At 65.7% G+C, this 19,177-nt stretch carries 16 protein-coding genes; 7 read left to right on the top strand and 9 right to left on the bottom strand.

Translation table 11 applies throughout. The features are described 5' to 3' along the window. Positions 1 to 5 precede the first annotated feature (5 nt). From C3E77_RS04865 to C3E77_RS04855, 3 genes are read right to left on the bottom strand one after another with little or no spacing between them, the layout of a single operon-like run. Positions 6 to 1,172, bottom strand: coding sequence for an acyl-CoA dehydrogenase family protein (locus C3E77_RS04865; protein ID WP_108390596.1), 1,167 nt, complete (start codon positions 1,170 to 1,172; stop codon positions 6 to 8). Further along, the gene (locus C3E77_RS04860; RefSeq protein ID WP_198412193.1) at positions 1,169 to 3,235 is read right to left on the bottom strand and encodes an acetyl/propionyl/methylcrotonyl-CoA carboxylase subunit alpha; all 2,067 of its coding nucleotides are present in this window, start codon (positions 3,233 to 3,235) and stop codon (positions 1,169 to 1,171) included. Before C3E77_RS04860 ends, C3E77_RS04865 begins: the two co-directional genes overlap by 4 nt. A 4-nt stretch (positions 3,236 to 3,239) precedes the next feature. Beyond that, positions 3,240 to 4,853 (bottom strand): carboxyl transferase domain-containing protein, encoded by a 1,614-nt coding sequence (locus C3E77_RS04855; RefSeq protein WP_108390595.1) that lies wholly within the window; start codon positions 4,851 to 4,853, stop codon positions 3,240 to 3,242. Between the two features lie 131 nt (positions 4,854 to 4,984). On the opposite strand from C3E77_RS04855, the gene C3E77_RS04850 reads away from it, so the two are divergent. The 3 genes from C3E77_RS04850 (at position 4,985) to C3E77_RS04840 (ending at position 7,119) form a co-directional block, all read left to right on the top strand. Continuing rightward, entirely contained in the window at positions 4,985 to 5,611 is a 627-nt protein-coding gene (locus tag C3E77_RS04850; RefSeq protein WP_108390594.1) for an SACE_7040 family transcriptional regulator, read from the top strand. Between the two features lie 300 nt (positions 5,612 to 5,911). Further along, positions 5,912 to 6,706: a tetratricopeptide repeat protein gene (locus C3E77_RS15515; protein ID WP_108390593.1), complete on the top strand. Its 795-nt coding sequence runs from the start codon at positions 5,912 to 5,914 to the stop codon at positions 6,704 to 6,706. A gap of 14 nt (positions 6,707 to 6,720) precedes the next feature. After that, positions 6,721 to 7,119 carry a hypothetical protein gene (locus C3E77_RS04840; RefSeq protein ID WP_108390592.1) on the top strand — a complete coding sequence of 133 codons (399 nt, stop codon included), beginning with the start codon at positions 6,721 to 6,723 and terminating at the stop codon, positions 7,117 to 7,119. Between the two features lie 3 nt (positions 7,120 to 7,122). Here C3E77_RS04840 and C3E77_RS04835 read toward each other — a convergent pair whose 3' ends face one another. Next, a complete protein-coding gene (locus tag C3E77_RS04835) occupies positions 7,123 to 8,739 on the bottom strand; it encodes an ABC-F family ATP-binding cassette domain-containing protein (protein ID WP_108390591.1) in 1,617 nt (538 codons plus the stop codon). Positions 8,740 to 8,978: 239 nt separating this feature from the next. Here C3E77_RS04835 and C3E77_RS04830 point away from each other — a divergent pair, with 239 nt between their 5' ends. The 3 genes from C3E77_RS04830 to C3E77_RS04820 all read left to right on the top strand — a co-directional run bounded on the left by C3E77_RS04830 (position 8,979) and on the right by C3E77_RS04820 (position 11,171). Further along, positions 8,979 to 9,683, top strand: coding sequence for a DUF6584 family protein (locus tag C3E77_RS04830; protein WP_108390590.1), 705 nt, complete (start codon positions 8,979 to 8,981; stop codon positions 9,681 to 9,683). A gap of 103 nt (positions 9,684 to 9,786) precedes the next feature. Further along, positions 9,787 to 10,518, top strand: a complete 732-nt coding sequence (locus tag C3E77_RS04825) for a DUF6584 family protein (protein ID WP_108390589.1) — start codon at positions 9,787 to 9,789, stop codon at positions 10,516 to 10,518. Positions 10,519 to 10,523: 5 nt separating this feature from the next. Beyond that, complete coding sequence (locus C3E77_RS04820) at positions 10,524 to 11,171, top strand: DUF6584 family protein (protein WP_108390588.1); 648 nt, start codon at positions 10,524 to 10,526, stop codon at positions 11,169 to 11,171. Here the strand turns inward: C3E77_RS04820 and C3E77_RS04815 are convergent. Genes C3E77_RS04815 through pdhA form a run of 4 tightly spaced genes read right to left on the bottom strand, consistent with a single transcriptional unit; the run spans position 11,164 to position 15,580 of the window. Next, positions 11,164 to 11,847 (bottom strand): hypothetical protein, encoded by a 684-nt coding sequence (locus tag C3E77_RS04815; protein ID WP_162924912.1) that lies wholly within the window; start codon positions 11,845 to 11,847, stop codon positions 11,164 to 11,166. The two genes, C3E77_RS04820 and C3E77_RS04815, sit on opposite strands and share 8 nt — an antisense overlap. Before the next feature lie 39 nt (positions 11,848 to 11,886). Beyond that, positions 11,887 to 13,404, bottom strand: a complete 1,518-nt coding sequence (locus C3E77_RS04810; protein ID WP_108390586.1) for a dihydrolipoamide acetyltransferase family protein — start codon at positions 13,402 to 13,404, stop codon at positions 11,887 to 11,889. After that, entirely contained in the window at positions 13,401 to 14,414 is a 1,014-nt protein-coding gene (locus tag C3E77_RS04805; RefSeq protein WP_108390585.1) for an alpha-ketoacid dehydrogenase subunit beta, read from the bottom strand. The genes C3E77_RS04810 and C3E77_RS04805 overlap by 4 nt, the downstream gene beginning before the upstream one ends. Further along, positions 14,411 to 15,580 (bottom strand): pyruvate dehydrogenase (acetyl-transferring) E1 component subunit alpha, encoded by a 1,170-nt coding sequence (gene pdhA, locus C3E77_RS04800; protein WP_234031346.1) that lies wholly within the window; start codon positions 15,578 to 15,580, stop codon positions 14,411 to 14,413. Before pdhA ends, C3E77_RS04805 begins: the two co-directional genes overlap by 4 nt. A gap of 206 nt (positions 15,581 to 15,786) precedes the next feature. Here pdhA and C3E77_RS04795 point away from each other — a divergent pair, with 206 nt between their 5' ends. Further along, complete coding sequence (locus tag C3E77_RS04795; RefSeq protein WP_108390583.1) at positions 15,787 to 16,257, top strand: Lrp/AsnC family transcriptional regulator; 471 nt, start codon at positions 15,787 to 15,789, stop codon at positions 16,255 to 16,257. A 250-nt stretch (positions 16,258 to 16,507) separates the two neighbouring features. Here the strand turns inward: C3E77_RS04795 and C3E77_RS04790 are convergent, their stop codons facing one another. Further along, a complete protein-coding gene (locus tag C3E77_RS04790) occupies positions 16,508 to 18,811 on the bottom strand; it encodes a polyribonucleotide nucleotidyltransferase (RefSeq protein ID WP_108390582.1) in 2,304 nt (767 codons plus the stop codon). Positions 18,812 to 19,177: the final 366 nt, after the last annotated feature.

Here is a 19,177-nt window from a genome sequence, read left to right as displayed (position 1 = left end):
GTTCCCTACGCTTCAAAGCCGAGCTCGCGGGCGATGATCATGAGCTGCACCTCGCTGGTGCCCTCACCTACCTCGAGGATTTTCGAGTCGCGGTAGTGCCTGGCGACGGCATTCTGGTTGAGGAACCCGTAGCCGCCCCAGATCTGGGTGGCGTCCCTCGCGTTCTCCATTGCCGCTTCGCTGCCGAGGAGTTTCGCGATCGATGCTTCCTTCTTGAACGGCTTGCCCGCGAGGAGTTTCGATGCCGCTGCGTAGTACGCCATCCGTGCGCTCATCGCCCGTGCCTCCATCCGCGCGATCTTGAACGCGATGTACTGGTTCGAGCCGATGCTGCGCCCGAAGACGTTGCGGCTCTTCGCGTACGCGACGGCCTCGTCGACGCAGCCCTGTGCCGCACCGGTGCAGAGCGCGGCGAACGCGACGCGCCCCTCGTCGAGGATGGTGAGGAAGTTGGCGTACCCGCGACCGCGTTCACCGAGGAGGTTTGCCTCCGGCACACGAACGTTCTCGAGGGTGAGCGGGTGGGTGTCTGACGTGTGCCAGCCGACCTTGTCGTACGCGGGCTCAACAGTGAACCCGTCGATCGGTGTCGGTACCAGGATGGTCGACAGCTCCTTCTTGATGCTGCCATCAGCGCGGGTGCTCTCGCCCGTGACCGCCGTGATGGTGACGAGCCGGGTGATTGGAGTACCCGAGTTGGTGATGAACTGTTTCGAGCCGTTGATCACCCACTCCCCGCTCTCGATGTGGGCGTTCGTGAGTGTTGCGCCGGCATCCGACCCCGCCTCCGCTTCCGTGAGGCCGAATCCGGCGAGCGCCTCCCCCTTCGCCAGCATCGGCAGGAACTCGTCTTTCTGCGCCTGGGTACCGAACCGGTACACCGGCATCGCGCCGAGCCCGACCCCGGCCTCGAGCGTGACGGCGATGGACTGGTCCACCCGCGCGAGCTGCTCAACGGCAAGACAGAGCGAGAGGTAATCCCGGCCGGAACCCCCGTACTCGGTGGGAAACGGCAGCCCGAACAGCCCCATCTCCCCCATCTGCGCGATGATCTCCATAGGCAGCCGGCGCTCGGTGTCGTACTCGTACGCGGCCGGAGCGACGACGGTGGTCGCGAAATCGCGCACCTCGTCGACGATTCGCTGGTGCTCCTCAGTGAGTTCGGTGTTCATGCGGTGTCCCCTTCGACAATCGGATGGTTCGGTTCAGCGTCGGATGGCACAGCGTCGGGCACCAGCGGAGTCAGCGTCGCGACAACCTGGTCGAGCTTCACGAGGTCACCGGGCTGCACGGCGATCGAAACGGTCCCGGCGACGGCCGCCGTGAGCTTGTGCTCCATCTTCATGGCCTCGACGACGACGACAGTGGCCCCGGCGTCGACCGCTGAGCCGTGCGCGACGGGAACACTGATCACCGTGCCAGGCATCGGCGAACGCACCTCGGGAGCGCGTGCCGCATCGGGCCGCGCAATCGCAGCGAGTCGCAACGCAAGCCGCTGCCCACGCGAGAGAAGGGGCAGCTCCCAGCTGAACCCGTCGCGCCCGACCCACACCCCGGTCGCTGTGCGCGCAAGTGACAGCATCCGCACTCCTGAGTCCAGACTCAACGCGCTCCTGCCGTCTCCGAGCTGTCGCAGGGTCGCGGTGTGCGGTTCGCCCCCGTTGATGCGAACGGATGCTGCGTCACCAGCAGCGAGGACACTCACCGTCACCGTCTCGCCTTCCTCAACGGCGAAGGTGTACTCGATCGGCCGGGCCCCGGTCATCCGCCATCCGTCGAGCGCGCCCCACACCGCGCCCGCGGAAGGCGCTGAGCGCTCGGCGTGAACCATAAGGGCTGCCGCAACCAGAAGTTCGGCATCGGGACGGGCGAAGCTCAGCGAGGGCAGCCTGCGGTCGATGAGCGAGGTGTCGAGGTCGCCGCGTTGCACCTCCGGCTCGGCGAGGAGCAGCCGCAGGTACTCGATGTTGGTGCGCACGCCGAGAATTGCCGTTTCGGCGAGCGCTCGGTCGAGTCTGGCGAGCGCTTCGGCGCGGTTGGAACCGCGAGCGATCACCTTGGCGAGCATGGGGTCGTAGAAGGAGCCGATCTCACTGCCGACGGCGATGCCCGAATCCACGCGAACGCCTTCGCCGACCGGTTCGCCAAGTTCGATGACCCGTCCCGTCGCGGGGAGGAATCCGCGCTCAGGGTTCTCGGCGTAAACCCGGGCCTCGATGGCGTGGCCCGTGAGCGTCGCATCATCCTGGCGAAGCGACAGCCGGTGACCCGCCGCGATCCGGATCTGCTCGGCAACGAGGTCGACGCCGGTGACTTCCTCGGTGACCGGGTGCTCCACCTGCAGGCGGGTGTTCATCTCCATGAAGTAGAACTCGTCAGGAGCTTCGGCCGAGACGAGGAACTCCACAGTTCCGGCCCCGACATAGCCGACGCTCTCCGCCACCCGGCAGGCGGCCTCGCCGATGCGTCGTCGGGTGTCAGCGTCGAGCAAGGGAGACGGCGCCTCCTCGATGACCTTCTGGTGGCGGCGCTGCAGCGAACACTCGCGCTCGCCGAGGTGAATCGTTGAGCCGTGCGTGTCGGCGAGCAACTGCACCTCGATGTGTCGCGGCTCGGGGATGAGCCGCTCGAGAAAGAGCGTGTCGTCACCGAAGGCAGCGGCCGCGATACGGCGAGCCGTGGCAAGCGCGCCCCGAAGCTCGCTCGGCGCCGTGACGATCTCCATTCCTTTGCCGCCACCGCCGGCGCTCGGCTTGATCAGCAACGGATAGCCGACGACCTCGGCGGACTCGCTGAGGTCCGCGTCGCTGAGCCCTGGACGGGAATCACCGGGGATCACGGGCACTCCGCTCGCGACCACATGGTTCTTGGACCGGATCTTGTCGCCCATCACCTCGAGGGCGTCGATACCCGGTCCGATGAAGACAATGCCAGCCTCCTCGCATGCCCTCGCGAAATCGGCGTTCTCGGAGAGGAAGCCGTAGCCCGGGTGGATTGCATTCGCACCCGTCTCGATCGCCGCGGCGATCACCGCCTCGATGTTGAGGTAGCTCTCCCTCGCCGGGGCCGGGCCGATGCGCACGGCGGTGTCGGCATCCGTCACGTGCTTCGCACTCCGGTCGGCGTCACTGTAGACGGCGACAGAACGGATGCCGAGGCGCCGGAGCGAGCGGATCACGCGGCAGGCGATTTCGCCGCGGTTGGCGACGAGGACTGTGTCGAACAGTGCGGTCACGGCGTCACATCCGGAACAGCCCGAAGGCGGAGTCTGGCAACGGTGCGAGGGCGCACACGTCGAGCGCGAGGCCGAGAACCCTGCGGGTGTCGGCGGGGTCGATGACCCCGTCGTCCCACAGGCGGGCCGTGGAGTAATAGGGGTTGCCCTGCTCCTCGAACTGGGAACGAATGGGGGCTTTGAACAGCTCTTCGTCATCGGCAGACCACTCGGTGCCCGCCGCGTCGTGCTGGTCGCGCTTGACCGTTGCGAGCACACCGGCGGCCTGGGCACCGCCCATCACCGAGATCCGGCTCGCCGGCCAGGTCCAGAGGAAGCGCGGCGAGTACGCGCGGCCGCACATCGAGTAATTGCCGGCCCCGAATGAGCCGCCGATGATCACCGTGAGTTTGGGCACCCTCGTGGTCGCGACGGCCGTCACCATCTTGGCGCCGTGCTTGGCGATGCCACCCGCCTCGTAATCGCGGCCGACCATGAACCCTGAGATGTTCTGCAGGAAGATCAGCGGGATGCCGCGCTGATCACACAGCTCGATGAAGTGGGCACCCTTCTGCGCGCTCTCCGAGAACAGCACACCGTTATTGGCGATGATGCCCACCGAGTGCCCGTGCAGTCGCGCGAACCCGGTGACGAGCGTCGTGCCGAACTCCTTCTTGAACTCCGCGAATTCACTGGCATCGACCAGCCGGGCGATGACCTCCCGCACGTCATAGGGCGCCTGGACGTCGGCGGGAACGACTCCGTACAACTCCTCGACCGGGTAGAGCGGGTCGCGGCTTTCTATCGTCGGAGGCCCTGAGGGCGACACGGATGCCGTCGGCAGCGTTGAGACGATACCCCGCACGATCTCGAGGGCGTGGGAATCGTCCTCGGCGAGGTGGTCGACAACGCCGGAGGTTTTCGCGTGGAGGTCTCCCCCGCCGAGTTCTTCGGCGGTGACGATCTCACCGATGGCAGCCTTCACGAGGGGTGGACCGCCGAGGAAGATGGTCCCTTGGTTCCGGACGATGACCGTCTCGTCGCTCATGGCTGGCACATAGGCGCCACCGGCGGTGCACGATCCGAGTACGGCGGAAATCTGCGCGATCTTCGACGCGGATAGCCTGGCCTGGTTGTAAAAGATCCGTCCGAAGTGATCGCGGTCGGGGAAGACCTCGTCCTGCATCGGCAGGAACGCGCCGCCCGAGTCGACGAGGTAGACGCAGGGCAGCCGGTTCTCGAGCGCGATCTCCTGCGCCCGGAGGTGCTTCTTCACGGTCATCGGATAGTAGGTGCCACCCTTCACGGTGGCGTCGTTGGAGATGACCAGCACGTGGCGGCCCTGAACCAGACCGATGCCGGCGATGACACCGGCCCCCGGGCTCTGGTCGTCGTACATCCCGGTTGCGGCGAGCGGTGCGATCTCGAGGAACGGACTGCCGTCGTCAAGCAGTTCGTCGATGCGTTCGCGCGGCAACAGTTTGCCCCGGCCGACGTGTCGTGCGCGGGACTTTTCGGTGCCTCCGAGAGCGGCGGTGGCGAGCCTCTGCCTCAGGTCGGAAACCAAGGTTCGCTGCTCGGCGTCGTTCCGGAGGAAGGAGTCGCTCGACGGTGAAACCGCGGAAATCAGTGTCTGCATTGACAGTTCCCTTGTACCGGAGTGAATGTGTACCGGAGAGGACGCCGCTATTCGGTTAGTCCCCGTTAACTGACCCCGACGTTAGTATGGATTAACTCAAATGTCCAGCATCGCTTCCAACGGAGGGCGCAATGGCCGACGACATCATCATCGGTGATGATCCAGTCACGACGGAGTCTGGATCCATCAGGCTGGGCCGCACCGCGGCAAAGGCACAACGACGCCAGGCCCTGCTCGCCGCGGCTGCCTCACGATTCGCCGAACGCGGCTTCAACGGGGTCTCGATCGAAGACCTGGGCGCCGCTGTCGGCATGAGCGGCCCGGCGGTCTACCGGCACTTCGAGAGTAAGCAGGCTCTTCTCGCCGCGCTCCTCATCGATGTGAGCCGTGAGCTGCTGTCCGGTGGTACGGATGTTGTGGCGAGGGCCCCGGACGGAGAACTGGCGCTTCGCGCTCTCGTGGAGTTCCACGTGCGATTTGCGCTCTCCAATCCTGATGTCATCCGGGTCCAGGATCGCGATCTCGACAGCCTCTCCGAGGAGGACCGCCGCGCGGTGAGAACCCTCCAGCGCCGGTACGTCGAGCTGTGGGTGGCAATCCTGCAGCGGATGCAGCCCACGACAAACGCGGCGGCCCTGAGGATCAGGGCGCACGCCGCGTTCGGGCTGATGAACTCGACCCCGTACAGCGGTGACCAGCTCCCCCAGAACGATCTCCGTGACATCCTCGAGCGGATGGCGTTCGCCGCGCTCTGCTGAGCCGTCGCCGCGCACCGACACTCGTGTGATGCCGAGTGCGCGCTTGCTCGGCAGAACCGGCTGCTCGGCACCGCTGCCCGGCCAGAGTCGGCTGCTCGGCACCGCTTGCTCGGCCAGAAACGGCTGTTCGCATCCGCTGCTCGGCCAGAAACGGCCGCACTTCCTCGAAATTCGCAGCCGTTTCTGTCCCCGCACCGAAGCAGGTCGCGGCCACAACCCACACCCACGCGCTCGCCCACACCCAGCAGCATCCCGAACGGGGTAGCGACCGCGCGCGCTCCTCTCTGTTTTGATGGGGCCATGCCCGAGAGACCCGACGCCTCCGTTCCCGCCTCTCGGAACCCGCACCTCTACTTCGGCGGCGCACCGAACCTCCGCGAGACGTCTGCCCCCGACGCGCAGCCCGCACACACAAGTCACGCTGGCGACCGGAAGACCCTCGACCACGCCAGTCGACTCTGGAGCGTCGGCAAACGACGTGACGCCCTCGCCCTGCTGAAGGCCGCGGTTCGGGCGCACCCTGACGACCTCCCGCTGCGCCTCGCACTCGCGGAGTTTTACCGCGAGATGAACTCCCCGGATCAGGCTGGCCGATGGGGCATCGTCATCGAGGGATGGACGACCCCGGTCGAACGCGATCGGCTGGCGCGGATGCTGGCACCGGTCGGCACCCCCCGCGACGACCTGGTCGACTTCCTCGCGCTCACTGGGCCCGTCGAGAGTTACCCGGATCTCGAGGAGGTGGTGGACGGGCCGCTCGCCGCACACGTGGCGCAACGCAAAGCGGCCGCCGCAACCGACGAGTCGCCCTGGGGCGAGCGGCTCTTCACCCTCGCCGTGATCTGCTGGGTCACCACCGTGGTTGGCGGGATCCTCGCGGTGATGGCCGTCTTCATCGTCGCCTTCTTCGATCTGGCGGATGCCCGCACCGCCGCACGCATCGGCGGCGGATGCTTCCTGGCTGCAGCGGCGGTTTCCTCCTGGGTATCGGCCGGGGTTTGTGCGGTCGAGAAGCGCTGGCTGGGTGCCGGCGTCCTGACGATCGTCGGGATTATCGCCGCAACGCTCGCAGTAGCCACCTTTACGACAACCTGACCTACCATGGGCCCATGGCCAGCAACGACGATGAGCCCCCACCGACGGCACTCCCGGCGAACCCGCCGTCGCCAGAACCGGTCTATCCGGCCATTCAGGTCCTGCTGCCCAACCTGAACAGGGTCTCGTCTGCCACTTTTCGACGCGGGTCGATCAGCCGGCGGCGAGTGAACATCGCTCTCGGAATGCTGCTTGCTATTGCAGCACTGGCGACCATGCTCGTGATCTTCGGGGACCTGGTCTTTGCAAATCCGGACACCGTGCTCGTGGGCGCATTCGTCGCGGCTCTCGTGGTCGGGGTTGTCGGCCTCGTGCTCATTCGCCGGGATGAACAGCGGGCTCGACGGGCGAGACGAGGCAGGCCGGCGAACCCGACAAGCTCCACGACCACCACGATCACAGACGAACACTGACGATCAGTCCCCCGCCGTGAGTGATCCATCGGCGCCGAGTTCCCAGGTCGCGTCGAGGTCGAGCCTTTCGAGGAACGCCTCATCGTGGCTCACAACGACTACCGCACCGCGGTACGTCCTCAGCGCGTCGACGAGCTGATCGATGCTCTGCAGGTCCAGGTTGTTGGTCGGCTCGTCGAGCACGAGGAGCTGCGCGGGCGGATCCGCAAACAACAGTCGCGCGAGTGAGACCCGGAACCGTTCACCACCCGAGAGCGTGCGCACCTCGCGGTGCACACTGTCGCCCCGGAGCAGGAACCGGGCGAGCCGATTGCGCAGGATGCCGGGGGCAACAGCGGGTGCGGCAGCCTGCACGTTGTCGAGCATGCTGGCGTTCTCGTCGAGCCCATCGAGTCGCTGCGGCAGGTATCCCACCCGGTCGGTGAGTCGACGCGCGCTGATCGCGCCGGTCACCTCCCGTTCATCCGCGCCGACACTGCCGAAAACCAGGCTGTCGAGCAGCGTGGTCTTCCCCACGCCGTTCGGACCGGTAATCGCTATTCTCTCGGGACCCTGGATGATGACCGTGCGGTTCGCGGCGCGCAGTTCGGCGATCTTCCGGGCCGCCGGCACATCCGGATCCGGGAGGTCGAGCAGGATGGGTTCGTCCTCGCGGACACGCGCCTCCGCGGCATCCAACGCCGACTGTGCAGACCTGATGTCCCGGTCCATTCCCGCACGGAGCTTTGCGGCGGAAACCTGGGCCTGAGACCGCAGCCCGTGCATGACAATTTTCGGCATCCGCTTGTTCTCGAACGCCTTCTGGCCCATCTGCGCGCGTCGCGCGAGCTTCGTTTCGGCTTCGATGCGCTGTTTCTTCTCGACCTTCACCGCCTGTCCCGCTGAGCGCACCGCCTGGACGGCGGCGGACTGTTCCTGTTCGCGATGTGCGCGCCACTCGCTGTATGGCCCGCCGAACACCGAGAGCTTTCCGCCATAGAGTTCGGCGGTCTCGTCCATGCCCTCGAGGAGCGACACATCGTGACTCACGACGATGAGGGCGCCGGGCCATGACGCGACCAGGCCGGCCAGGCGTTTGCGGGCATCCCGATCGAGGTTGTTCGTCGGCTCGTCGAGCAGCGTGATCGCGGTCCGGCGAAGTCTGAGTCCCGTGGTCGCGACGAGCATTGCCTCACCGCCGGAGATCCGATCCACCCTCCGGCCGAGGCCGGCGCCTGCCAGGCCAATTTCGGCGAGCGCTTCGTGTGCCCGCGCTTCGATGTCCCAGTCGTCACCGAGCACGTCGAAGTGGTGCGCCGACACGTCACCGGACTCGATCGCTGTGAGTGCAGCGAGCTTTCCGCTGATGCCCAGGAGATCGGCAATCGTCGCATCGACGCGGAGGGTCAGGTTTTGGGGGAGGTAGCCCACCTCACCGGCGACGGCGATGCGGCCGGAGGTCGGGGTGAGTTCTCCAGCCACGAGGCGGAGGAGTGTGGATTTGCCCGATCCATTGGCGCCGACGAGACCGGTGCGTCCCGATCCGAAGGTGCCTGAGATGTGGGCGAGAGCGATGTCACCGTTGGGCCAGGAAAAGCCGAGATCGGTGAGTGTAACTGTTGCGTTGCTGTGCGAAAACATGGGACTCCGGGGTAGTCAGCGGTCGCGCTGAATACCGGAGCCTGATGTGGCGAATCGACGGTCGTCAGCGCGCGGGAAGCGGCGCGGAACCGAAGATGTCCACAGCAAATACCTATCGTGAGGGAACAGAAGTAGAAATCTTCGCACGGGATCGCTTGGATGGCAAGCGATGCGGAATCAGTCGCGCATGCCCGATCTGGGGTCTCGCCGCGGAGCGCACTAACCGGTTCGATGATCACATGCCCGTATCGCAACAGCAGGAGGAGGCGAATGAGATCAATCGCGCTCGTCAGCTCATCCGCGTCGGAAAGTCGGCTGCGGCTCGACAGGCGCTGAAGGCCGCGGTCCGCGCACAGCCGGACTCCCGTCCACTCCGCATCCTCCTCGCCGAGCTGTATCGGGACATCGACTGCCCAGACCAGGCCGGCCGCTGGGGCATCCTTGTCGATGGCTGGACAACACCGCGTGAGCAGGACCGGCTCGCGCGCTTGCTCGCATCATCCGGCGTTGCGCGACAGGATGTGCCCGTTTTTCTCGCGCTTCCCAGCCGCAATCTCGGTGAGTACGCCACTATCGAGGCTTTGCTCGATGGCCCGGTCGCCCGCTACCGCCCACGCTATGACGACAAGATCGTCAAGCGGCCGAACCCGCCAAGCCGTTTCTTCACCGTCGTCGCCAAAGTCGTCTGGGTGGCCGCGTTCGTGGCCATCGGCATCCACCTGATCACCTCCGCAATCGAGTGGTTTCCGGGGCGCGACGAACTGCTCGGTCTTACACGAATGCTCGCCAACTCCGGTGGAGTGCTTCTCGGATTCGCAGTCCTCATGCATGCTGCGGCAGCTGCGGCCCAGCGAGAACTGCGGTGGGCCGCGACGCTCGGCGTTGTCTCGCTACTCATCACGGGCTCAGCCATCGCCCGTGTCGCGGACTTGTTCCCCGGCTAGTTCACGTTATTACTCAGCTCGAGACCCGCCCGCCCGCCCGCGCACGAAACGCGGCCCGAATGGGGTAGCGACAAAACAGTTCCCCGGCTGATTTGATAAGACAATGCCCGGGCCCCATGCACTTTACGTCGCGCGCCGCATCAACCGCTCGCGCCAGCTGCATACTGCCGGGAACCGGCGCGGATCGCTCCAGCTGCTCAAAACTGAAGTGCGCAAAAATCCGAAGTCGATGGAACTCCGGATAGCTCTCGCCGAGCTGTACCGAGGCATGGGGCACTCCGACCAGGCTGGCCGGTGGGGAATTGCCGTCGAGGGCTGGACCACATCGATCGAGCGGGACCGGCTGGCGCGTTTGCTCGCATCGTCGGGCGTCACCGCTCAGGACATCGAGGAGTTTCTGGTGCTGCCGCCCGGGATGGTGGCGGCACGACCCGATATCGTCGCGCTCCTCGACGGTCCGGCCGCTCGTTACCGTGAGCGGTTCGCTGCTCGCTACCTTGAGCGGTTCGATCGCGATGTGAGTGCTTCGACGGACAACCGCGGCGCTGGGTTCACGACCGCCGCGTCCGTCGGATTCGGTTTAGCAATTGGGACTTTGCTGTTGGGCATCCTTGCCGTCTTCGTCGCGGCTGCTCTCGGATTCACCGGCTCGCCACAAATTGCCCGCTATGTCCTGCTCGCGAGTGTTGCCCTGGCCGGGTTCGCGTCGCTGATGCTTACGGCAGCGGCTGTCGCTCAACGCCGATGGACGAGACGGACCGCGTCGCTCTGCCTCTGTGGTCTCCTCGTGACGGTCGGCACCATCGTGGGCTTCGACGCCATGGCTGGGGGGTAGTCGGCATGCTCGACCCACTGACCCTGTCGCAGCAACTCCGACGAGATGGCAACGTACGGCTTGCCCTCAACGTTCTGAAGAACGCTGCCTGGGCGGACCCGGGAGACCTCCGCGTTCGTCGTGCGCTGGCCGAGATGTACCGAGAGATGGGCTACCCCGATCAGGCAGGTCGGTGGGGCATCGTTCTCGATGGCTGGACAACAGCGAAGGAAAAAGAGGAACTCGTCAAGGACATCGCTTACCGAGGCGAGGATGATCTGGTGAAGTTCCTCAACCTTCCTTCGGGGCCCCATACGTTCCCCGACCTGCATGACCTTCTGGCCGGCCCGGTGAAAAAGTACATGGAGCCATCGTCTGGCCGGTGGCGCGAGACGCTCTTCGGCATTGCCGCAATTGGCTGGTCAGTGTCGACAATCGCATTCCTCATCGGATCGATTGCAGTGACGGTGTTGGTCACGGCCGAGCTCGGTGACCCAGCGGGGGTCGCGCGGCTCATTGGCTGTCCGACCGTCGTACTCGCGGGTCTCTCAACGAGTATCTACGCTCTTTCGGCCCGGGCATGGTGGGCACCGATCGTAGGCGTGGTCGGACTGCTGTGCACCGGCGCTGGCGTCATCGCCTTTGTACATCTAGCCGGCCTGCTGCCTAACTGATCGACTTCGGCGGCGGGCCCCACTGGTCGACGGTCCTGTGCAGCACGTTCCCCTGCACCGAAAACGCTGGATCCGGACCGTCCTCGACGTCCGCATGAAGGTCGATCAGCTCCGTCGGAGCGATGACGTCGGTGATGACGCCGGTGGGCTGCAGCCCGGGCGTTTTCCCCAGGTGCTGCCAGCCGTCGGCGTGCGCGATTTCGTAGAGTGCGGCTCCCAACCAGTCCACCCGTGACCGGGCTTCCTCGTCGCTGTCGGATGGCCACATCCGCAGGTACGCCTCGCGGCCCGCCGCGAGGACGGCCGCGGAGTCCACGACGTTGTACTCTGCACGCTGCAGGACGCTGATCACCGGGATCTCCTCCGGTTCGCCCTCGTCCTCGTCATCATCCTCGACGTCCTCGTCGTCTTCGTCGTGCGATTCGGTGACCTCGGCGAACGAAAAGTACTCCCCGCTCAGCGCGTACTGGGAATCACAGAACGCAACCGCAGCGTCATCAACCCGGTTGCCCATCCGGTGAAGCTCCTCCAGATCAGATTCAGGACCTATGGCGTCGAGCGCGGCGAGTTGCTCCCGAACAGCATCCAGCAGCGCTTCACCGGTGCGCCGCACCTGCTCGCGCGCCTCCGGTGTCCAGAGATCGAGTTCGTCACGGTCGTCGTCAGCATCGGTCACGTCGCCGAGCATAGCGGTTGAGGCGTTTCTCACGGCGCCTCACACCATCGTCAGAACCAGCCCCGGGTTGCTGAGGATGTTGCCGACATCGACGAGGAACCTCGACCCCTGCTCCCCATCCACAAGGCGATGGTCGAACGACAGGCTCAACGTCATGACCTCGCGCAGCGCAATCTCGCCCCGGTGTTCCCATGGCATCCGTCGCACCGCCCCGATGGCGAGGATCGCCGCCTCACCCGGGTTGAGGATCGGCGTGCCGGCGTCGACACCGAACACGCCGACATTGGTGATGGTGATGGTTCCGCCGGCGAGGCTCTGCGGGCTGGTCGACCCGGCCCGAGCGTTCTCGATGAGCGCGTCGAGCGCGTCACGCAGCCCGGCGAGACTCAGGGTGTCCGCGTCCTTGATGTTCGGCACGATGAGCCCGCGCCCGGTCGCGGCAGCGATACCGAGATGCACAGCGCCGAGCTGCACGATCTCCTGCGCATTCTCGTCCCACCGCGAATTCACTTCGGGAGTCCGAGCTGCCGCCAGAATGACCGCCTTTGCCGCGAGGGTGAGGATCGACAGGCGCTTGCCCCTAAACTCCGGGGTGTCCGCGAGCGACCGCACGAGGTCCATACCGGCGGTCACGTCGATCGTGAGGAACTCCGTGACGTGCGGCGCCGTAAACGCGGACCGCACCATCGCCTGGGCCGTCGCCTTTCGAACGCCTCGAATCGGAACCCTGACATCCGCTCGACGCCCACGCGCCGCGCTCAGCGCGAGATCCCCGCCGTCGACGTCAGCGCCCTCTGCGACGTCCTCGCGGGTGTTTTCGTGCGGCGCCGTAACGGATGCCGTCACGTGGCCGGCGGCCCGCTCAATGTCCTCCCGCGTGATGAGCCCAGTCTCCCCCGTGCCCGTGACCGCCCGGAGGTCGATGCCGAGGTCTCGAGCGAGCTTCCGCACGGGCGGTGTCGAGCGGGGACGCCTGGCCCCCGCATTTGTTACCTCCTCAGGCGCCAGCGCGCTGCCCACGTCGTCGGCGACGGCGCTTCCACCGGCACCGCCGTCGTCCGCTGCCCACGCGCGTGAACGCCGCCGCGGGCGGTCACCCCGGTCGACCCGCGGCCCGTACCCGACCAGCACCGGTTCCCGCTCTCCGCTCCCCCGCGAGCTTTCCGCAGGTGCGGCACTCCCGGCAGTTACAGCGCCAACGGGCGTCCGCACCCGCTGGCTGCCGGCATCCGGTTCGCGCGCTCCCGTCTCGGCGTCGATGTCATTCGGTGCTCCGTCAGTGGGCACATCCGTTGGCGCGTCGGCCCCCAGAACAACCGTGACCTCGAACGCCACGATCGGCTCACCGACGTTGACCGTCGTGCCCTCGTCAGCGAACAGTTGCGACACCGTGCCCGCGAAGGGAGACGGCAACTCGACGAGAGCCTTGGCTGTCTCGACCTCAGCGATGACCTGGTTGAGCGTCACCGTGTCACCGACGGCAACCCGCCACGAGACGATCTCACTCTCGGTGAGTCCCTCACCCAGATCGGGCAGGGCGAAGTTCACGATGCTCATGCTGTTGCCTTCCAGCCCGTCAGGGAATTTCGACGGCCCAGGACACGGTCAACGGCGTCGAGGATCCGGTCGAGGTCGGGCAGAAACGCCTCCTCGAGCGAGGCCGGCGGGTACGGCGTATCGAAACCGGTGACCCTCGCCGGCGCAGCCTCGAGCCAGTCAAAGCAGCGCTCGGTGATCGACGCAGCGATCTCCGCGCCCATCCCGCCCGACTGGGCGGCCTCGTGCGTGATCACCAGCCGGCCGGTTTTGCGAACGGATGCCTCAACCGTCGCGAAGTCCACCGGCGAGAGCGAGCGAAGATCGATGACTTCAACAGCCACACCGTCGTCTGCCGCCGCAGCAGCGACATCCAGCGCCGTCCGGACGAGCGGGCCATAGGCCACCACCGTGACGTCGGTGCCCGGCTGGACGACGCGGGCCTGGCCCAGCGGCGCTGCCTCTGCTCCGAGTTCGGTGTCGACGTCGCCCTTCTGCCAGTACCGGCGTTTGGGTTCGAAGAACAGCACGGGGTCGTCGCTCGCGATGGCCTGCTGGATCATCGTGTGGGCGTCCTGCGGGTTGGAGCATGACACCACCCGGAGCCCCGCTGTGTGGGCGAAGTACGCCTCGGGAGACTCCGAGTGGTGTTCGACAGCGCCGATGCCGCCACCGAACGGCACACGGATCGTGATGGGCATTCTCACGTTGCCCCTGGTTCGGTAGTGCAGCTTGGCAACCTGGGCGACGATCTGGTCGAAGCCTGGGTAGATGAAGCCGTCGAACTGGATCTCACAGACCGGGCGATACCCGCGGATGGCGAGGCCGACCGCCGTACCGATGATGCCGGCCTCGGCGAGCGGAGTGTCGATCACGCGACGAGGACCGAACTCGGCCTGGAGCTTGTCTGTGATGCGGAAGACTCCGCCGAGCTTGCCGATGTCTTCCCCCATCAGCACAACCTTGTCGTCGCGGGCGAGTGAGCGACGGAGTCCGTCGTTGAGCGCACCGGCCATCGTCATCTGGCTCATGACTCACTCCCGTCAGTGTCGCTGTCGGCGTCGCTGTCCGCGGTCCCGTCGGCGTCGTTATCTCCGAACGACGCGAGGTACGCGGCGTACTGGCTCTTCTGCCGCTCGAGCCCGGAGTGCGGCTCCGCGAAGACGTGATCGAAAACGGTGAGCGGGTCTGGTTTGGGGATCGAGAGGCACGCCGCCCGCAGTTCGCTGGCCACGGCATCCGCTTTCTCATCAACTCTCGACCGCAGCTCTTCTGTGAACGCTCCGCGCGCGTCGAGCAGGGAGGCGATGCGGGCGATCGGATCTTTTGCGCGCCACTCGTCGAGTTCGCCCGCAGGGCGGTAGCGGGTGGGGTCGTCGCTCGTCGTGTGCGGACCCATCCGGTAGGTGACCGCCTCGATGAAGGTCGGCCCCCCGCCGGAGCGCGCCCGGTCGAGAGCGATGCGCGTCGCTGCCATCACCGCGAGCACGTCGTTGCCGTCAATACGCATGCTCGGGATGCCGAAGCCCGGTGCCCGGTCCGAGATGTGGCGCTGCGACTGCAGCCCAACGGGTTCGGAGATCGCCCACTGGTTGTTCTGACAGAAGAAAACGACGGGTGCCGAGAAACTTGCCGCGAAGACGAGAGCCTCGTTGACGTCACCCTGGCTCGTCGCGCCGTCGCCGAAGTAGGCGATCGTGGCCGAGTCGACGCCGTCGTGTTTGCAGCCGAGCGCGTACCCGGTGGCGTGGAGGGTCTGCGCGCCGATGATGACGGCCGGTGTGGCCATGCCGACCTCGTACGGATTCCAACCGGATGCCGCGCTGCCGCGCCAGACGCGCATCAGGTCGGTGAAGTCGATGCCCCGGCAGTAGGCGACGCCGTTCTCGCGATAGCTCGAGAACACGAAGTCGTCGCGTCGCAGCGCACGGGCCGAGCCAATTTGAGCGGCTTCCTGCCCGAGCAACGGTGGCCAGAGCCCGATCTCACCCTGCCGCTGCAGGGCAGTGGCTTCGGTGTCGATGCGCCGGACGACGACCATGTCTTCGTACAGGCCGATGAGCTGTTCTGTGGAGACGTCGTCGACCCACGGATCGAAACCGGGATTATTGACGCGGGTGCCGTCGGACCGAACGAGCTGGACAACATCTTCGAGGGAACCGAGGTGCACACCGTACTCGTCGTGCGCCTTGTGAATTCGTGTGCCTTCATGGGTGGTGGACACAGTTACACGCCGCTTTCTTTCGTGTACTGAACCGCTGGATCGCAGCAATTCAGCATCCGGCGCCGTTGCCAGATGTAGGTGCGACGGTACGCCCGGCCGTCAATGGGCACAACCGTCATCGTTCCGATTGCGCATTCTGCCCGGTGGGATCGGAACAGGGGCTGCTAGTCTCTGGCACTATGCACAAGCTCGATCGCACAGACACCCGCCTTCTCCTGGCGCTCGCTGAAGATCCGCGATCGTCGATCGTTGCCCTCGCCGAGAAACTCGGGTTGTCGCGCAACACGGTGCAGGCGCGGTTGAGCGCCATCGACTCAACCGATGTGCTCGGTTCATTCGAGCGACGGATCAACCCGGCCGCGCTGGGTTACCCGTTGTCTGCCTTCATCTCGGTCCATCTGCAGCAGCAGAAGCTTGGCCCGATCGTCGAGCAGCTCTCGAAGATCCCGGAGATCATCCAGGCGCACGGGCTGAGTGGGTCAAGTGACCTCCTCGTGCGGGTTGTTGCCACCGATGCCGACGACCTGTTCCGGGTGTCGAGCCTCATCCTCGCGTGCGACGGGGTCGATCGCGCCGAGACCTCGCTTGCGATGGGCGAGCTGATCCCGTTCCGGGCCGCTCCCCTGCTCGAGCGCACACTGCGCGGCTAAGACGTCACCGCGGGCGGCCGCGTCGCCCAGTCGCTGCCGATCGCAGCCCGTCCGATCGCTGCTCGGACACATTCGGCTGCTCCCGAGCCCCAAACACAACCCTTTCTGGCCGAGCACCGCGGCGAACAGCCGTTTGTGGCCGAGCACGGCGACGGAACGGCCTTTTGTGGCCGAGCAATGCCACGTTAACGAACGGATGCCCCGCCTCGATTTCTCGAGGCGGGGCATCCGTTATTCAGAAGAGAGCGGCTTAGCCTTCAGCGGGCTGCTCGGCGTGAACGCGAGGAGCCTGCGTGGTGTCTCCACCTTCGGCGGGCTCTTCGGAGTGAACACGCTCAGACTCTTCAGCGACAACCGGCTCAAGCGAGAGCTTGCCGCGGTCGTCGATCTTCGTGATCTGAACGAGGATCTTCTGGCCGACGCCGAGGACGTCTTCGACGTTCTCAACACGCTTGCCACCGGCGAGCTTGCGCACCTCAGAGATGTGCAGCAGGCCGTCCTTGCCCGGGAGCAGCGAGACGAAGGCGCCGAATGTGGCGATCTTCACGACGGTTCCGAGGAACTGCTCGCCAACCTCAGGGTTGGTCGGGTTTGCGATGGCGTTGACCTGGGCACGAGCTGCCTCAGCCGACGGTCCGTCGACAGCGCCGATGTACACGGTGCCGTCTTCTTCGATCGAGATGTCTGCGCCGGTCTCGTCCTGGATGGCGTTGATCGTCTTGCCCTTGGGGCCGATCAGCTCACCGATCTTGTCGACGGGGATGTTGACGCTGATCACGCGAGGCGCGGTCGGTGCCATTTCATCCGGAGCGTCGATCGCGGCGTTCAGGACGGAGAGGATCGTGGTGCGAGCCTCCTTGGCCTGGGTCAGCGCGGCCTTGAGCACGGAGGCGGGGATGCCGTCGAGCTTGGTGTCGAGCTGGATCGCCGTGACGAACTCAGAAGTACCGGCAACCTTGAAGTCCATGTCGCCGAGTGCGTCTTCTGCACCGAGGATGTCGGTGAGAGCCGCGTAGCGGGTCTGGCCGTCAACCTCGTCGGAGACGAGGCCCATGGCGATGCCAGCAACCGGGGCGCGCAGCGGCACACCGGCGTTGAGCAGCGACAGGGTCGAGGCGCAAACGGAACCCATCGACGTCGAACCGTTGGAGCTGAGAGCCTCAGACACCTGACGGATGGCGTAGGGGAATTCCTCGCGGCTCGGCAGAACCGGAACGAGTGCGCGCTCGGCGAGGAAGCCGTGCCCGATCTCGCGACGCTTCGGGGAACCGACGCGGCCGGTCTCACCGGTGGAGTACGGCGGGAAGTTGTAGTGGTGCAGGTAGCGCTTCTTCGTGATCGGGCTCAGTGAGTCGATCTGCTGCTCCATCTTGAGCATGTTCAGCGTGGTGACACCCAGGATCTGGGTCTCTCCGCGCTGGAAGATCGCCGAACCGTGAACGCGAGGAATGACCTGAACCTCGGCGTCGAGCGGACGGATGTCTGCAAGACCACGGCCGTCCATACGGACGCCCTCGGTGAGGATGCGGCTGCGGACGATGTCCTTGGTGACGGACTTGTACGCGGCCGACACCTGGTTGTTGGCGTCTGCGGGCAGCTCGCCAGCTTCGACCTTGGCGGCGATGGCAGCCTTGACGCGGTCCTTGAGCTCGTCGTCAGCGTTCTGACGCTCCTGCTTGTCGGCGATCTGGTAGATCGAGGCGAGCTCGGTCCTGGCCAGTTCGGAGACAGCGGCGAGGGTCTCGTCGGTGTACGGGAGGAAGACCGGGTATTCGCGAACTTCCTTGGCAGCCTGTGCGGCGAGCTCGGACTGAGCCTTGACCAGCTGGAGGAGGAACGGCTTCGCGGCGTCGAGGCCCTCTGCGACGACCTCTTCGTTCGGCTTGCGGGCGCCGGCCTGGATGAGGCCCCATGCACCTTCGGTGGCTTCTGCTTCAACCATCATGATGGCGATGTCTTCGTTGCCGTTCTCGTCTGTGACGAGGCGGCCGGCGACAGTGAGGTCGAAGACGGCGTCAGCGAGCTGCGATGCCTTCGGGAATGCGACCCACTGGCCGTTGATGAGGGCGAGACGGATGCCGGCGATCGGGCCCGAGAACGGAAGTCCCGAGATCTGCGTTGACATCGATGCTGCGTTGATCGCCAGTGCGTCGTAGAACTCGTCGGGAGCGATGCTCAGGACGGTGATGACGATCTGGACTTCGTTGCGCAGGCCGGTCACGAATGACGGACGGAGCGGACGGTCGATCAGGCGGCAAACGAGGATGGCCTCGGTGGACGGACGGCCTTCGCGGCGGAAGAACGAACCGGGGATCTTGCCTGCAGCGTAGCTGCGCTCTTCAACGTCCACCGTGAGGGGGAAGAAGTCGAACTGGTCTTTGGGGTGCTTTCCGGCGCTGGTGGCCGAGAGAAGCATGGTTTCTTCATCGAGGTATGCAGCGATGGCACCCTGTGCCTGCTGTGCAAGGCGTCCTGCTTCGAAGCGGACTGTGCGCTTTCCGAACTTGCCGTTGTCGAGGACTGCCTCGGCGAACTTGATTTCTGGACCTTCCATAGGTCTCTCCTTACGTTTAGCGCTGCCCCGTGTGGGCGCACGCTCTGCGAGGAGCAGGAACAGGCAGTAAATTCTCAGACCGTGTGGTCTGGCTGATCTCCAGTAGAAAACCGCTCTCGCTCTACCGCCGATACACCGAAGGGAGGAGCGTCGGGATGACCGACGCGAGAGAAATTCACCACCGAGGACCAGCTTCCTGCCGGCCTGCTCCGTTGATGTGGACCCGATATTGCTATCGAGCCGTGTTCAGCCTAGCAGAGGCCCCCATTTCTGCGCTGGGAAGTTGCTCATGCCGCGTGTCCATTGGGTGAACGCCGCACGACGCTGCGGCACGACGGATGCCTCCCCACGCGCGATGAGCCATCC

Source organism: Mycetocola zhujimingii, from assembly GCF_003065425.1.
GTDB lineage: Bacteria > Actinomycetota > Actinomycetes > Actinomycetales > Microbacteriaceae > Mycetocola_A > Mycetocola_A zhujimingii.
This window is presented reverse-complemented; position numbering and strand designations above follow the sequence as displayed.

Excerpts from the sequence above, each read along its gene's own strand:
- C3E77_RS04865 (WP_108390596.1), bottom strand. The coding sequence starts at position 1,172 with ATGAACACCGAACTCACTGAGGAGCACCAGCGAATCGTCGACGAGGTG.
- C3E77_RS04855 (WP_108390595.1), bottom strand. The coding sequence starts at position 4,853 with ATGCAGACACTGATTTCCGCGGTTTCACCGTCGAGCGACTCCTTCCTC.
- C3E77_RS04850 (WP_108390594.1), top strand. The coding sequence starts at position 4,985 with ATGGCCGACGACATCATCATCGGTGATGATCCAGTCACGACGGAGTCT.
- C3E77_RS15515 (WP_108390593.1), top strand. The coding sequence starts at position 5,912 with ATGCCCGAGAGACCCGACGCCTCCGTTCCCGCCTCTCGGAACCCGCAC.
- C3E77_RS04840 (WP_108390592.1), top strand. The coding sequence starts at position 6,721 with ATGGCCAGCAACGACGATGAGCCCCCACCGACGGCACTCCCGGCGAAC.
- C3E77_RS04835 (WP_108390591.1), bottom strand. The coding sequence starts at position 8,739 with ATGTTTTCGCACAGCAACGCAACAGTTACACTCACCGATCTCGGCTTT.
- C3E77_RS04830 (WP_108390590.1), top strand. The coding sequence starts at position 8,979 with ATGCCCGTATCGCAACAGCAGGAGGAGGCGAATGAGATCAATCGCGCT.
- C3E77_RS04825 (WP_108390589.1), top strand. The coding sequence starts at position 9,787 with ATGCCCGGGCCCCATGCACTTTACGTCGCGCGCCGCATCAACCGCTCG.
- C3E77_RS04820 (WP_108390588.1), top strand. The coding sequence starts at position 10,524 with ATGCTCGACCCACTGACCCTGTCGCAGCAACTCCGACGAGATGGCAAC.
- C3E77_RS04810 (WP_108390586.1), bottom strand. The coding sequence starts at position 13,404 with ATGAGCATCGTGAACTTCGCCCTGCCCGATCTGGGTGAGGGACTCACC.
- C3E77_RS04805 (WP_108390585.1), bottom strand. The coding sequence starts at position 14,414 with ATGAGCCAGATGACGATGGCCGGTGCGCTCAACGACGGACTCCGTCGC.
- C3E77_RS04795 (WP_108390583.1), top strand. The coding sequence starts at position 15,787 with ATGCACAAGCTCGATCGCACAGACACCCGCCTTCTCCTGGCGCTCGCT.
- C3E77_RS04790 (WP_108390582.1), bottom strand. The coding sequence starts at position 18,811 with ATGGAAGGTCCAGAAATCAAGTTCGCCGAGGCAGTCCTCGACAACGGC.